Origin of the sequence: Tabrizicola piscis, assembly GCF_003940805.1 — a bacterium.
GTDB lineage: Bacteria > Pseudomonadota > Alphaproteobacteria > Rhodobacterales > Rhodobacteraceae > Tabrizicola > Tabrizicola piscis.
This window is the reverse complement of the sequence record NZ_CP034328.1, coordinates 1852094-1865424: the sequence shown is the minus strand read 5'-3', so window position 1 is coordinate 1865424 and position 13331 is coordinate 1852094. Positions and strand designations below refer to the sequence as shown.

At 65.1% G+C, this 13331-nt stretch carries 14 protein-coding genes; 8 read left to right on the top strand and 6 right to left on the bottom strand.

All coding sequences use genetic code 11. The features are described 5' to 3' along the window. Nucleotides 1-85: 85 nt before the first annotated feature. Nucleotides 86-565: an SsrA-binding protein SmpB gene (gene smpB, locus EI545_RS09025; RefSeq protein ID WP_125327336.1), complete on the bottom strand. Its 480-nt coding sequence runs from the start codon at nucleotides 563-565 to the stop codon at nucleotides 86-88. 49 nt (nucleotides 566-614) lie between these two features. On the opposite strand from smpB, the gene EI545_RS09020 reads away from it, so the two are divergent. Beyond that, the gene (locus EI545_RS09020) at nucleotides 615-1055 is read left to right on the top strand and encodes an ion channel (RefSeq protein WP_125325163.1); all 441 of its coding nucleotides are present in this window, start codon (nucleotides 615-617) and stop codon (nucleotides 1053-1055) included. Here EI545_RS09020 and EI545_RS09015 read toward each other — a convergent pair. Then, nucleotides 1052-2992 (bottom strand): lytic transglycosylase domain-containing protein, encoded by a 1941-nt coding sequence (locus tag EI545_RS09015; RefSeq protein ID WP_125325162.1) that lies wholly within the window; start codon nucleotides 2990-2992, stop codon nucleotides 1052-1054. The two genes, EI545_RS09020 and EI545_RS09015, sit on opposite strands and share 4 nt — an antisense overlap. 150 nt (nucleotides 2993-3142) lie before the next feature. Here EI545_RS09015 and dapA point away from each other — a divergent pair, with 150 nt between their 5' ends. From dapA to EI545_RS09000, 3 genes are all read left to right on the top strand, one after another. Then, entirely contained in the window at nucleotides 3143-4015 is an 873-nt protein-coding gene (dapA, locus tag EI545_RS09010; protein ID WP_125325161.1) for a 4-hydroxy-tetrahydrodipicolinate synthase, read from the top strand. Nucleotides 4016-4121: 106 nt separating this feature from the next. Beyond that, complete coding sequence (locus EI545_RS09005; protein WP_125325160.1) at nucleotides 4122-5150, top strand: trans-3-hydroxy-L-proline dehydratase; 1029 nt, start codon at nucleotides 4122-4124, stop codon at nucleotides 5148-5150. Nucleotides 5151-5208: 58 nt separating this feature from the next. Next, nucleotides 5209-6015 (top strand): DMT family transporter, encoded by an 807-nt coding sequence (locus tag EI545_RS09000; protein ID WP_245990361.1) that lies wholly within the window; start codon nucleotides 5209-5211, stop codon nucleotides 6013-6015. 5 nt (nucleotides 6016-6020) lie between these two features. On the opposite strand, the gene rlmH is transcribed toward EI545_RS09000, so the two are convergent. The 3 genes from rlmH to EI545_RS08985 all read right to left on the bottom strand — a co-directional run bounded on the left by rlmH (nucleotide 6021) and on the right by EI545_RS08985 (nucleotide 7794). Further along, nucleotides 6021-6491: a 23S rRNA (pseudouridine(1915)-N(3))-methyltransferase RlmH gene (rlmH, locus tag EI545_RS08995; protein ID WP_125327332.1), complete on the bottom strand. Its 471-nt coding sequence runs from the start codon at nucleotides 6489-6491 to the stop codon at nucleotides 6021-6023. Then, nucleotides 6491-6832, bottom strand: a complete 342-nt coding sequence (rsfS, locus tag EI545_RS08990) for a ribosome silencing factor (RefSeq protein ID WP_125327330.1) — start codon at nucleotides 6830-6832, stop codon at nucleotides 6491-6493. The genes rlmH and rsfS overlap by 1 nt, the downstream gene beginning before the upstream one ends. A gap of 419 nt (nucleotides 6833-7251) precedes the next feature. Next, nucleotides 7252-7794, bottom strand: a complete 543-nt coding sequence (locus EI545_RS08985) for an SOUL family heme-binding protein (protein WP_125325159.1) — start codon at nucleotides 7792-7794, stop codon at nucleotides 7252-7254. A 287-nt stretch (nucleotides 7795-8081) separates the two neighbouring features. Here EI545_RS08985 and leuC point away from each other — a divergent pair, with 287 nt between their 5' ends. Further along, nucleotides 8082-9503, top strand: a complete 1422-nt coding sequence (leuC, locus tag EI545_RS08980; protein WP_125325158.1) for a 3-isopropylmalate dehydratase large subunit — start codon at nucleotides 8082-8084, stop codon at nucleotides 9501-9503. 54 nt (nucleotides 9504-9557) lie between these two features. Here leuC and EI545_RS08975 read toward each other — a convergent pair whose 3' ends face one another. After that, a complete protein-coding gene (locus tag EI545_RS08975) occupies nucleotides 9558-10640 on the bottom strand; it encodes a HupE/UreJ family protein (RefSeq protein ID WP_245990348.1) in 1083 nt (360 codons plus the stop codon). Between the two features lie 58 nt (nucleotides 10641-10698). On the opposite strand from EI545_RS08975, the gene EI545_RS08970 reads away from it, so the two are divergent. From EI545_RS08970 to EI545_RS08960, 3 genes are all read left to right on the top strand, one after another. After that, nucleotides 10699-11520, top strand: a complete 822-nt coding sequence (locus EI545_RS08970; RefSeq protein WP_245990347.1) for a DUF4198 domain-containing protein — start codon at nucleotides 10699-10701, stop codon at nucleotides 11518-11520. Nucleotides 11521-11575: 55 nt separating this feature from the next. Beyond that, nucleotides 11576-12181, top strand: coding sequence for a 3-isopropylmalate dehydratase small subunit (leuD, locus tag EI545_RS08965; protein WP_125325156.1), 606 nt, complete (start codon nucleotides 11576-11578; stop codon nucleotides 12179-12181). A gap of 290 nt (nucleotides 12182-12471) precedes the next feature. Beyond that, entirely contained in the window at nucleotides 12472-13287 is an 816-nt protein-coding gene (locus EI545_RS08960) for a hypothetical protein (RefSeq protein WP_125327326.1), read from the top strand. Nucleotides 13288-13331 lie beyond the last annotated feature (44 nt).

Here is a 13331-nt window from a genome sequence, read left to right as displayed (position 1 = left end):
GCTTTGCCCCGCACTTGGTGTCCGGTAGCGTTAACCATGCCAGATATAGGGGTATCCGGCAACAAATGGTTAAATGGCGATATGATCAGCCTTGGTGGTTCTGCTTCATGATGCGGGCCTTCTGGCGGTCCCAGTCGCGCTTGGCACTGGTTTCGCGCTTGTCGGTCAGCTTCTTGCCTTTGGCGACGCCCAGCTTCAGCTTCACCACACCCTTGTCGTTGAAGTACAGCTTCAACGGCACGATGGTCATGCCTTCGCGGCCCACGGCGTTCCACAGGCGCGACAGTTCCTTGCGCGACACCAGCAGCTTGCGGCGGCGGCGTTCCTCATGCCCCCAGGTCTTGGCGGGCAGATAGGGGGCGATGTAGCCATTGATCAGCCACAGCTCCCCCCCTTCGACCGAGGCGTAGCTTTCGGCGATGTTCGACCCACCCTGCCGCAGGCTTTTGACTTCGGAGCCCAGAAGCATGATCCCAGCCTCAAGATCGCTTTCGATGTGGTAATCGAAGCGCGCCCGCCGGTTTTCGGCGATGAGTTTGGAGTTGGGATCAGATTTTGCCACCATGATCGGTGTCAGATAAGGTCTGGGGCGCGCATAGTCCAGAAGGGTTGCCATGCTGGTTCAGATTGCCTTGGGGACGGGGCTGCTTTTGGTCAATGTCTTGGTGATGGCAGTGGCGGCTTTGGCGCTGGAGGTGGTGTTCCGCCGCGTGCACCCATGGCTGATCGCGCCGCCCCAGCGGTCGAAGCTGTTGGTGATGCTGGTGGGCGTGGGCATCTGGGTGCTGGCGGTGATCACGACCGGGGTCTGGATCTGGGCCTTTGCGCTGTGGGGCGTTGCTGCCTTTACCACGCTGGAAGAGTCGGTCTATTTCTCGTTGGTCGCGTTTTCGACGCTTGGGCTGGGCGATGTAGTGCCCCCGCCCGAATGGCGCATCATGTCGGCCATGGCGGCGGTGAACGGGTTTCTGAGCTTTGGCCTGCTGACCGCCCTGCTGGTCGAGGCGCTGCGCCAGGTCCGGCTGGCGCAGCTTGAACGGCGGCGTCCGGATTAGCCCTTCAGCTCCTCCGTGATCCTTACCGGGCCGACGGCGCCTTTCAGCTTGGCGCGGTAGATCACCACGCCTTCGGCCACCCGCATCACATAGGTGCGGGTTTCGGAGAAGGGGATGGTTTCCACCCAGTCCACCACATCCACATCCGGGCGGCGCGGGTCGCCGAATTCGTCGATCCAGCGGCGGGGGCGACCGGGGCCTGCGTTGTAGCCCGAGGCGATGAGGGCGATCGAGGGGCCAAACTCCTCGGCCATCTCGGCCAGGTAGGCGGCGCCCATGGTGACATTGTAGGCAGGGTCCGAGATCAGCCTGCCCGCCTCAAAGGGTTTGCCAAGTTTGCCCGCCATCAGCTTGGCAGTGCCCGGGAGCACCTGCATCAAGCCGCGCGCGTCAGCGGAACTGCGCGCGGCGGGGTCGAATTCGCTTTCCCGGCGGGCGATGGCAAGGGCAAGGGCGCGGCTGACGGAAAGACCGTCGGGCACAATCTCTGGCACCGGATAATAGGCGCGGGGCAGGATCAGGCCGCGTTCGGCGGCGGCCTTGCCGACCAGGACGGCAAGATGCGGGTCGTTCCAGTCCAGCACCATGTCGGCCAATTGGGCAAGGCCGGTCGCGTCCTGGCTTTCGCCCAGATGCAGGATAAAGCGCTTGGCAAGGTTCGCATCGCCCGCCTTGCGCAGGAGCGTGGCCGCCTCTAGCACCGAGGACCCCGCGAAGGCGGCGTTGCGCCAGTCCGGCACGTTGGTCTGCGCCAAGAGGCCGGGGTCGAGCGACAGCCCCAGCCGTTCGGCGGCCAGAAGCCCGTAGAACGCCGTCTGATGCGCTGCCGCCGCCTGATAGCTGGCCGTGGCGTCCTGCCCGGCCGCTTCACGCGCGCGGCCAAGCCAGTAGTGGCCGCGGGCAAGGCTGATCGGGGTGGACACTCCGGCCAGCAGCCGGTCGAAATGCCGTTCTGCGCTGGCCGGATCGTTCAGACGGCGCAGGGCGATGAAGCCGGACAGAAACTCAAGGTCGGCATAGTCGGCGCCTGCGGTCAGGTGGTGGTTGGCTGCCACCCGGTAGGCTTCGGCCGGGCGGCCTTGGCGCAACAGCCAGCGAGTCAGAATTGCGCGGCGCTGCGCCCAGGCTTCGGGGCGGCCAAGGTCACGCGCGCTGGCTGAGCGTTCGAGGATCAGCGGCAAGGCTTCGTCATAAAGGTCGCGCCGCATGCGCCAGATGAAGCGGTCGAAGGCCAGCCCGGCATCGCCTGCCTGCGCCTTTGGCACGGCGTCGATCAGGGCGTTCACGCCCTTCTCCTCATTCTGAAGGGCAATCCGGGCCCGGCCAAGCGCGCGGATGCCTTCCGGCACGCGGGCAAGCATCCGGTCCGCCTCACGCAGGCGACCGGACCAGAGCAGGGTGTCCAGCCGCAGTTCGTGCACAAGGTCAAGAGCGTCGGGGGCGAGGGCGATCAGCTGGTCTTCTTCCTCGGCCGTGAAGGCAAGGGTGGACCACGCCCGCATCGCCTCGGTCTCGGCATCGGCCACTCGGCCTTGGGTCTTGAGGGCGGTGATATAGGTCAGCGCGCCTTTGCCGGTCTGGGGCAGGCCGTTGTCAAACCACGCAATCACGCGGGCGGGGTCGTCGGACCTTGCCACCGCCACTTCGCCCTTTTCGCGCAACAGCGGCAGGCCGGGCCAATCGGGGCGGCGGGCAAGAAACGCCTCATAGTCCCCAAGCCGGCCATCCCCCGCGCGCAGGCGCTGCCAGTCGATGATGTCGCGCCCAACGCCGGCAGGGGCCACGGCAAGGCCGCCGTCCCAATCCTTGCCAGCGGCAAGTTCAAGGGCGGTGCGCATCGCCTGCACCGTGTCGGCGCGGGTGGCGGTGGCCTGTAGCAGGGATGCCGCGACCAGAAAGGCGCGCAGGGACCAGAGCGGAAGGGACAGTGTTTTCATGCGCCTGAATCTGCCTGAGCCAGCCCACGGCCACAACCCACGACTGCGCGACCGGCAGCGCGACTGGCAAGACTTGGCTTTGCATGGGCCGCAAGCTATGAGATGCGCGTTTGCAGCCGGGCACTTCCGCCCATCACAAGGAGATGCGTCATGATCAAGGGGTCCATTCCTGCCCTGGTGACGCCGTTCAAGAACGGCGAGCTGGATCTGGTGACGCTGAAGAAACTTGTGGACTGGCAGATTGCCGAAGGGTCCACGGGTCTGGTCCCGGTGGGAACGACCGGCGAAAGCCCGACGCTTTCCCACGCCGAACACCAGCAGGTGATCGAGGAAGTGGTGGCCGCCGCCGCTGGCCGGGTGCCGGTGATCGCGGGCGCGGGGTCGAACAACACGGTGGAAGGCATCAGCCTGATCCGCCATGCCGAAAAGGTGGGGGCCAGTGCCGCGCTGGTCGTCACGCCCTATTACAACAGGCCGACGCAGGCTGGTCTGATCGCGCATTACACCGCGCTGCATGATTGCTGCCAGCTGCCGATCATCATCTACAACATCCCCGGCCGGTCGGTTGTGGACATGACGCCGGAAACCATGGGCACCCTGGCCAAGCTGCCGCGGATCGTCGGGGTGAAAGACGCCACCGGCAAGATCGAGCGGGTGTCGATGCAGCGCGCCAGCTGCGGGGCCGATTTCATCCAGCTTTCAGGTGAAGATGCGACGGCGCTTGGCTTCAACGCGCATGGTGGGGTCGGCTGCATCAGCGTGACTGCAAACGTGGCCCCCCGGCTGTGCGCCGAGTTTCAGGCCGCCACCCTTGCCGGGGATTACGCCAAGGCGCTGGAGTATCAGGACCGCCTGATGCCCCTGCACGAGGCGATCTTCATCGAGCCGGGCCTTGTGGGGGCGAAGTACGGCCTGTCGCTGCTGGGCCTGTGCAGCGAAGAGGTCCGCCTGCCACTGGTCGGTCTGACCGATGGGACCAAGGCACGGATCAAGGCTGCCATGCAGCATGCCGGGCTGATCTGACCGGAGCCACACCTGCCGGAAAGGTATTTGCGCCCCGCCCATTGGTGGGGCGCTTGTCATTTCCCGCGCGCCCTTACAGGGTGCGCGGGTTGAGGGGGAGGCCACCATGCGCAGCAGCAAGACCATCCATGTCATCTCGGCCCATGCCGAGGGTGAGGTCGGGGATGTCATCGTTGGTGGCGTTGCCCCGCCGCCCGGAGCCACCCTTTGGGACATGCGTGAGGCGCTGTGGCGTGACCAGACCCTGCGCAACTTTCTGTTGAACGAACCGCGCGGCGGGGTGTACCGGCATGTCAACCTGCTGGTCCCGCCCAAGGACCCCCGCGCCCAGATGGGTTTCATCATCATGGAGCCGGAGGACAACCCGCCCATGTCGGGGTCAAACTCGATCTGCGTGGCGACCGTGCTTCTGGACAGCGGCATCCTGCCCATGGTGGAGCCGGTGACAGAGATCACGCTGGAAGCGCCGGGCGGCCTTGTCACCGTCCGCGCCGAGTGCAGGGATGGGAAGGCGGAACGGATTCATGTACGGAACCTGCCGGCCTTTGCGGACAGGTTGGCCGTGCCGCTGGACGTGCCGGGGCTGGGCAGGATCACCGTCGATACCGCCTATGGCGGCGACAGTTTCGTTGTGGTCGATGCGGCGGCGCTGGGGTTTGACCTGCTGCCGGCCGAGGCGCACCGGCTTGCCACGCTTGGCGTCCAGATCACGACGGCGGCAGATGCGCAGCTTGGGTTTCACCATCCGGAAAACGCCGATTGGCGCCATTTCTCGTTCTGCCTGTTCGCGGGGCCGCTGACCCGGGTGGCGGATGGTTGGGAGACCCGCCATGCCGTTTCAGTCCGTCCCGGCAAGATTGACCGGTCGCCCACGGGGACGGCGGTTTCGGCGAGGTTGGCGCTGATGGCGGCGCGGGGGCAGATCGGTCCGGGCGAAACCCTGCGCGCGGCGTCCCTGATCGAGGGGCAGTTCGAGGGCCGGATTGTCGGCGCGGCCCGGGTGGGGGACCGGGACGCGGTGATCCCCGAGATATCGGGCCGGGCCTGGATCACCGGCACGCATCAGCACATGCTTGACCCCGCCGACCCTTGGCCGCAGGGCTACCGGCTGTCCGACACCTGGGGCGCACGGTGAGGCAATCCCTGTGATACTGACCGACAACCAGCGCGGGGCGTTGTTCATGACCGCCTCGATGGCCGGATTCGCGGTCGAGGATGTGTTCGTGAAGGCCGCTGCCGCCACGATGCCGCTGGGGCAGGTCCTGCTGACCATCGGGCTGGTCGGGATGGTGACCTTTGCCACCATGGCCTTTGCCCGGGGCGAGGCTGTGCTGCCGCCCGCCTTCCTGTCGCGGGCCATGCTGATCCGCTGTGCCTTCGAAGTGACCGGCCGCCTGTTCTATGGTCTGGCGATCACGCTGACGGCGCTGTCCACCACCTCGGCCATCCTGCAGGCGACGCCGCTGGTGGTCGTCGCCGGGGCGGCGGTGGTCTTTGGCGAAAGGGTCAGCTGGCAGCGGTGGCTTGCGGTGGTCATCGGTTTCGTGGGCGTGCTGGTGATCCTGCGGCCGGGGGCGGATTTCTCGATCCTGTCGCTGCTGGCGGTGGTGGGTCTGCTGGGCTTTGCCGGGCGCGACCTTGCCACGCGGGCCGCGCCAAAGGGGCTGTCAAACCGGCAGCTCGGGGCGCTTGGATTTGCGATGCTGGCCATTGCGGGGGCGATCGTTCTTGCGGTCACCGGCGGGGTGGTGCTGCCGGATGCGGCGGGGTTGGCGCATCTGGCCGGGGGCACGGTCTTCGGGATGCTGGGCTATCACGCGCTGACCTATGCGATGCGGACGGGCGACGTGGGGTCTGTCACCCCGTTCCGCTATACGCGGCTGATCTTCGCGATGATCCTTGCCGTGGCGATCTTTGGCGAGCGTCCGGATGCCGCGACATGGATCGGCGCGGCGCTTGTCGTGGGGTCGGGCGTGTTCGCGCTGACGCGGGCGCGGTAGGGGCGTCAGGTCCGGTGGTAGGGCGATCCGGACAGGATCGTCGCAGCGCGGTAGAGCTGTTCGGCCAGCATCACCCGCACCAGCATGTGCGGCCAGACCATCGGTCCGAGCCCAAGCACCAGATCGGCCCGCTGGCGCAGGGCTGGATCAACCCCATCGGCGCCGCCGATGACAAAGGCTGCGTCCTGCCGTCCACCGTCCCGCCACGCGGCGAGGATTGCCGCGAAATCGGGGCTGGACAGCTGCTTGCCGCGTTCGTCCAGCACGCAAAGGGCGGCACCATCCGGCACGGCGCGGGCCAGAAGAGCGCCTTCAGCCGCCTTGCCGCCGCCGCGTTTGTCTTCGACCTCATGTTCAGAGACCGGGCCCAGACCAAGTGGCCGTCCGATCCTGTCCAGACGGTGCAGATAATCGTCAACCAGCGCCCGTTCCGGCCCGGTCCGCAAGCGACCGACAGCGCAAAGCTGCAGGCGCATCAGCCCTGCGCGGTGCTGGTCGCTGGCATCGACCCGGTCGGCAGCCACATCTTTTCAAGCTGGTAGAATTCGCGCACTTCGGGGCGGAAGACATGGACGATCACATCGCCCGCGTCGATCAGAACCCAGTCGCCGGTTTCCTTGCCTTCCATCCGCACGATGATGCGCATGTCCTGCTTCAGCCGGTCAGCCAGCTTTTCCGAGATCGAGGCCACCTGACGCGACGACCGGCCCGAGCAGATGACCATGTAATCGGCCACATCCGACCGGCCACGCAGATCAATCTGCACGATGTCTTCGGCCTTGTCGTCGTCAACCGATTTGAGCACGAGGGCAAGCAATTGGTCGGCGCTATGGCCATCCGGCCCCGAAGCCTCGCCTTGGGCGGGTTTGGGGCGCGGGCCGACCGGAAGACCGGTGGCGGGATCTGAATGCGTCAGGACGAAGTCCTCCAAGAAAGGCGCGGACTGATGCTTGGCCCCCGCGCCGGGCCATAGGCAAAGATTAGCATCCGCGTGGCGCAATCTCAACCGAAGGCGGGCGGGTACGCCTAATTCCGCGCCTTTGCAAGGCTGCATCGCAGCGTGGGGCCCTCGCCGCGCCCTTCCGGAAGCGGCCCGCCTGCCACAGCGTGCGGGATTCCAATGGTGCAGCCGCGCATGCGCGCGCGGCTGCAAGAGCCTGTCTCGCCTCTGGCCGTTCCGGCCAACCGGCTTCGGGCGGTGCCTCCGGCGGGGATATTTGGTGAAGAGAAAGCCTGTCAGCGGAGGGTGAAGGCCACTTCGTTCCGGCGGTTCCAGGGCAGGGTCATCGGCGCGTCGTAGAAGTAGAAATGCGGCCCGGCGATGATGTCATGGCCTTGCGCCGTGGCCCATGTCCGCAGAGTTTCGGCCCGGGAGGCAAGGTCAGTGGTTTCGGGCAGGCCCGAGAAGCGTTCCACCACCTGCCGCGAGGCGGGCGCCTGAATGAAGCTAATCCGGGCGTCACGCGGGGCGGGCAGGGTGTCTTTGGTAAAGCGGGCGGGCATCATGAAGCTGACAACCCAGTGGTCGGCTTCGGGGGATTGTGCGACGGGCACGGTCATGGCGATCTTTTCGCCCTCCGCATTGCCGCCGAAGATATAGCCGGCGAGGAGGGAAAATCCGGTCTGGATCGCCCCGCTGCGCCCGCCTGCCACGCGCACTTCGGCCAAGATATGCGGCCCGTAGCTGCGCAGTTCACGCGGGCCATCGGACCAGTCGACGGTATACGGCGGCATCTCATAGCCCTTGTGGGTGCCTTCGGCCTGTCCGGTGTTCGCCATTGTCATCCCCAAGGTCAGCCCAAGCACTGCGGCCCGTGTTATAGCCCATGTCTTCGGTTGCATCGCACCTCTCCCTGTTGGAAGGGACCTAGCTTGCCTGACTGCAAATTCGAGCGTATATCGCGGCCATGTCCGGGTTCATCTATTTCGACATCACCGACCATGCGCGGCTTCCGGCCCGCTTTTTCGGCATGACCCGGTCCATCCTTGCCCGCGTCTGACGCTTTCCCTGCGTCCCCCCGTGCCGAAATTCCCCTGAAGCCATCCCGAACCTTAAGGTGAGAGCCATGACCGCTCCGCGTACGCTTTACGACAAGATCTGGGACGACCATGTTGTCCACCAGTCCGACGACGGCACCTGCCTGCTGTATATCGACCGCCACCTTGTGCATGAGGTGACCAGCCCCCAGGCCTTTGAGGGCCTGCGCATGACGGGTCGCAAGGTCCGTGCGCCGGAAAAGACCATTGCGGTGCCGGACCACAACGTCCCCACCACGCTGGACCGCGCCAATGCCGCGACGATGACCGAAGACAGCCGGATTCAGGTTGAGGCGCTGGACAAGAACGCCAAGGACTTCGGGATCAATTACTATCCGGTGTCCGACGTGCGTCAGGGCATCGTCCACATCGTTGGCCCTGAACAGGGCTGGACCCTGCCGGGCATGACCGTCGTCTGCGGCGACAGCCACACTGCCACCCACGGTGCCTTTGGCGCGCTGGCGCATGGGATCGGCACATCCGAGGTGGAGCATGTGCTGGCCACCCAGACGCTGATCCAGAAGAAGTCGAAGAACATGAAGGTCGAGATCACGGGCAGCTTGCGCCCCGGTGTCACGGCCAAGGACATCACCCTGTCGGTGATCGGTGAAACCGGTACCGCGGGCGGCACCGGCTATGTCATCGAATACTGCGGTCAGGCGATCCGCGAGCTTTCGATGGAAGGCCGGATGACCGTCTGCAACATGGCCATCGAAGGCGGCGCGCGTGCGGGCCTGATTGCGCCGGACGAAAAGACCTTCGCCTATTGCATGGGCCGCCCGCACGCGCCGAAGGGCGCGAAATGGGAGGCGGCTCTGGCCTATTGGAAGACGCTGTACACCGATGAAGGCGCGCATTTCGACAAGGTGGTGACGATCAAGGGCGAAGACATCGCCCCCGTCGTGACCTGGGGCACCAGCCCTGAGGATGTGTTGCCGATCACCGGCTTTGTCCCTGCCGCCAGCGATTTCACCGGTGGCAAGGTTGAGGCTGCGCAGCGCAGCCTTGAGTATATGGGCCTGACGCCCGGCATGAAGCTGACGGACATCAAGATTGACACGGTCTTCATCGGGTCTTGCACCAACGGCCGGATCGAGGATCTGCGCGCTGCAGCCGCTATCCTCAAGGGCAAGAAGGTCAAGGACGGTCTCCGTGCGATGGTCGTGCCGGGATCGGGCCTTGTCCGCGCGCAGGCGGAGGAGGAAGGTCTGGCGCAGATCTTCCTTGATGCGGGCTTTGAATGGCGTCTGGCGGGCTGTTCGATGTGCCTTGCGATGAACCCTGACCAGCTTTCCCCCGGCGAACGTTGTGCCGCGACCAGCAACCGCAACTTCGAGGGCCGTCAGGGCCGCGGCGGGCGCACCCATCTGATGTCGCCGGCCATGGCCGCTGCGGCTGCGATTACCGGGCATCTGACGGACGTGCGCGAGATGATGGGCGAGATGGCCTGACCCAAGACCCGTCTGGAGACCGGAGGGCCAGTCTGCAGACGTCACTTCTGGGGCTTAAAGAAACACCCTTTCGAACGTCCACCAGGCGCCGACCCCGGCGATTGCGCAGGATGCCGGGATGGCGATGGCGGCCCGGTACCAAGGCTGACGCCCGAAGGGCAGGGCCAGAAGAACGAATGCCAGGGCGATCACCGCAAGTTGGCCCAGTTCCACGCCGATGTTGAACCCGACAAGGGCTACCAGGAACCGCCCCTCGGGCAGGCCGACGTCGCTGAGGACCGAGGCAAAGCCAAGGCCGTGCAACAGGCCAAAGCCGAAGACGACCGCGATGCGAAGCGGCCCCACCTTGCCGCCGAAGATGTTTTCCACCGCGACATAGACGATTGATGCCGCGATCAGCGGCTCAACGATGCTGGCCGGAATCGACACGATTTGCAGGCTGGCCAGCGCCAGCGTGATCGTATGGGCCAGCGTGAAGGCCGTAATCTGCCCCAGAAGCGGCCACATCCGCAGCGAAAAGAAGAACAGGCCAAGGACGAACAGGATGTGATCCAACCCCTTGGGAATGATGTGTTCAAAGCCCGAGATGATGAAGCGGCCAAAGACCGGCAGCGCGCCTTCGGTGGCAAAGCCTTCACGCGGCAGGGCGGCGCTAAGCTCACCCCCCGCGAGGATGGCGGTGTAGGCATCTGCGCCCCCACCCATCTGGCGCACGATGACCGACCCAAAGCTGGCGTCCCAGCCAAGCTGCACCGGTGTGCCGTCGTCGGGCAGCGTGGCGGTGATCGTCAGCTCACTGTCGCGCGGCAGGTCGATATCCCCCACCTCGGGCACGGTGATGCTGGCGATCTGAGGCTCCAGCCGCGTGTCGCCCGCCAGAAGGGTGATACGCGCGGCGATGCCCGGCCAGGCGGCGCGCAAGGCGGCCTCCAAGGCCACAGGATCCTCGGCGCGGAGGGCGTCGTAGCGGTCTGACAGGGGGGACAGGTTGGTATCTTCAAGCCCTGCAAGGTCCATCCCGGCGATGATCGGTTCCAGCGGCGCGCGCAGGATGATCTCGACCGTCGTTTCGCCAACCGTCACGTCGGTGATCGCCGGGCGCACCTCATGCGCGGCGGCGGGCGTTACCAGGGTCATTGACAGAATGGCGCAAAGGGCCAGCTTACGGACAAGCATAAAAATGAAGGACGGCATTGTGAAACTTCCGGTTCTGCTGACTGTCTTGATGGCTGCACTTAGCACGGGAGCCGCAAAGGCGCATGAATTCTGGCTGTCGCCCGACGATTACACCATCGCTCCCGAAGATGTGATGGCGGTCCGCCTGCGCGTTGGGCAGGAGATGAAGGGGGCGGCGCTGTCCTACCTGCCGAATGCAATCACCCGGTTCGAGGTGGTGCAGGGCGATACGGTCCGCCCGGTCGAAGGGCGGCTGGGCGACAACCCGGCGCTGCAGATGCCGGCAGAGACGGATGGGCTGGCGATCATCGTGCACGAAACAGCGGATTCAGAGCTGAACTATTCCGACTTTGCCGTGTTCCAGCGCTTTGTCGCGCACAAGGACTTTCGCACCGCCTTGGCGGATCACGCCGCGCGCGGACTTCCGGAAACCGGGTTCCGGGAAACCTATCGTCGCCATGCCAAAAGCCTGATCGCCGTGGGGTCGGGTGCCGGGGCGGACCGGGCCATTGGGCTGAAGATCGAGATTGTGGCCCTTGCCAACCCTTATACCGACGATCTGACCGCTGGCCTGCCGCTTCTGGTGCTGCTGGACGGCGCCCCCCGCGCCGATACGCAGGTTGAACTGTTCCAGACCGCGCCCGATGGAACGGTGACGATCACGCGGCATCGCACCGATGCTGACGGCAAGGTGACGGTGCCGGTCCTGCCGGGGATGGAATACCTTGTCGACAACGTCGACCTGCGGGCGCTGCCGAACGACGATTCCAAGACGGGGCCGGTGTGGCATTCGGATTGGGCATCTTTGACCTTCCACACGCCCGGCGAAGCGCAGGACTGATGTTGCTCCGGCAGCGGGGATGGACTATCCCAGCCGGAAAGACAGGAGACCCCCGATGGAACGCTTTACCACCCTGACCGGAATTGCCGCGCCCATGCCGCTGGTCAATATCGACACCGACATGATCATCCCCAAGCAGTTCCTGAAGACCATCCAGCGGTCGGGTCTGGGCAAGAACCTGTTCGATGAGATGCGCTATACGCAAGACGGGCAGGAAATCCCCGACTTCGTGTTGAACCAGCCCGCCTACCGCAAGTCGCAGATCATCATCGCCGGGGATAACTTTGGCTGTGGCTCCAGCCGGGAACATGCGCCTTGGGCGCTTTTGGATTTCGGGATCCGCTGTGTGATCTCCACCTCGTTCGCGGACATCTTCTTCAGCAACTGTTTCAAGAACGGCATCCTTCCGGTTGTCCTGCCGCCCGAGGCTGTGGCGCATCTGATGGACGACGCGAAGAAGGGCGAAAACGCCCGGATCACCATTGATCTGGAAAGCCAGACGGTCACCGCCTCGGATGGGACGACCTTCGCGTTTGAGGTGGACGCTTTCAAGAAGCACTGCCTGCTGAACGGTCTGGACGATATCGGCCTGACGCTGGAAAAGGCCGTGGCCATCGACGCTTATGAGGCGAAGGCTGCCACCACCCGCCCCTGGGCCTGATCCGCAATTCGGCATCTGCCCGCACAACCGGGGCAGGTGCTGCTTTTGCTGCTTTCCTTCCAGATTGCGCAGATTGACCCTGAAATGGCCACAAAGCTTTGGCTTGGTCGGGGCAACAACGCGAATCCCGGTGTGGCAGGGCAGATTTGGACAGCATTGAAACAATTCGCAGCCGGATGCGCGGGCTTACTGTGGGCCGGCTGCAGGTCAGGGTGGTGTCGTCGATCGACGGGGCTGCACGGACCTGGCTGAACCGCGCCACCGGGGCAGCCGTCCGCGCCTTCCTTGTCATGGTGCTGATCGTGCTGCCGTCGGTCGTACTGCCGGACATTGGCACGGACACCAAGCAGATCGTGGCCCTGATGGCGCTGTTTGCCGGGACGCTGGTCTTTGTCGAATACAACGCCGTCTATCCCAGCCTTGTCGAATTCCGCGACGGCGCGCCGTTCAACCGCATCCGCTATCTGATGCTGCTGGCGATTGTGCTGTTCCTGTCGGTCATCGTGGCCGACCGGGACGACCCGACGACCGTGTCGCGGCTGTTCCATGCGCTGGGCATGGTGATCGGCGAAGCGCTGGATTTCCCCTATTCGCCCGTGCGGCTGGCCACCTTCATGCTGACCGAAACCGCCACCGCCGAACAGGTGCAGGATCTGCGCACGGCGGCGGGCACGGCCTATCTTATTTCGCTGGTCTCGCTTGCGGTCTTCGTGATCGTGCTGAAACTTGCGGGCTGGCCATCGACCAAAAGCGCCTTCAACGTCTGGGTGAACCTCCCCACCTTCGAGCCGACCGCTGGTGGCGATGTGGTTGACCGGCTGGAGCGGGATTCGCGGGTCAACCTGGCGGTGGGGTTCCTTTTGCCCTTCGTGGTGCCCACACTGATCGCGGTCTTCACCTCTGGCCTGCCGATCACGACCATAACCTCGTCCCAGACCCTGATCTGGACCATGGCGGCCTGGGCCTTTCTGCCGGCCAGCCTGTTGATGCGGGGCGTCGCCATGGCGCGGGTCGCGGACATGATCCGCACCAAACGCGACCGCAAGATTGCCGAGGATGAAGCCAGCGCCGCCGCGGACCGCGCTGAAGAGGGGCGCGACCACTGATCCGGGGCGCTGGCGTTGCGCTGGCGCTGCTGCTGTCGGCGGGA

Coding starts and splice junctions, on each gene's coding strand:
- smpB (WP_125327336.1), bottom strand. CDS start 565: ATGGTGGCAAAATCTGATCCCAACTCCAAACTCATCGCCGAAAACCGG.
- EI545_RS09020 (WP_125325163.1), top strand. CDS start 615: ATGCTGGTTCAGATTGCCTTGGGGACGGGGCTGCTTTTGGTCAATGTC.
- EI545_RS09015 (WP_125325162.1), bottom strand. CDS start 2,992: ATGAAAACACTGTCCCTTCCGCTCTGGTCCCTGCGCGCCTTTCTGGTC.
- dapA (WP_125325161.1), top strand. CDS start 3,143: ATGATCAAGGGGTCCATTCCTGCCCTGGTGACGCCGTTCAAGAACGGC.
- EI545_RS09005 (WP_125325160.1), top strand. CDS start 4,122: ATGCGCAGCAGCAAGACCATCCATGTCATCTCGGCCCATGCCGAGGGT.
- EI545_RS09000 (WP_245990361.1), top strand. CDS start 5,209: ATGGCCGGATTCGCGGTCGAGGATGTGTTCGTGAAGGCCGCTGCCGCC.
- rlmH (WP_125327332.1), bottom strand. CDS start 6,491: ATGCGCCTGCAGCTTTGCGCTGTCGGTCGCTTGCGGACCGGGCCGGAA.
- EI545_RS08985 (WP_125325159.1), bottom strand. CDS start 7,794: ATGGCGAACACCGGACAGGCCGAAGGCACCCACAAGGGCTATGAGATG.
- leuC (WP_125325158.1), top strand. CDS start 8,082: ATGACCGCTCCGCGTACGCTTTACGACAAGATCTGGGACGACCATGTT.
- EI545_RS08975 (WP_245990348.1), bottom strand. CDS start 10,640: ATGACCCTGGTAACGCCCGCCGCCGCGCATGAGGTGCGCCCGGCGATC.
- leuD (WP_125325156.1), top strand. CDS start 11,576: ATGGAACGCTTTACCACCCTGACCGGAATTGCCGCGCCCATGCCGCTG.
- EI545_RS08960 (WP_125327326.1), top strand. CDS start 12,472: ATGGTGCTGATCGTGCTGCCGTCGGTCGTACTGCCGGACATTGGCACG.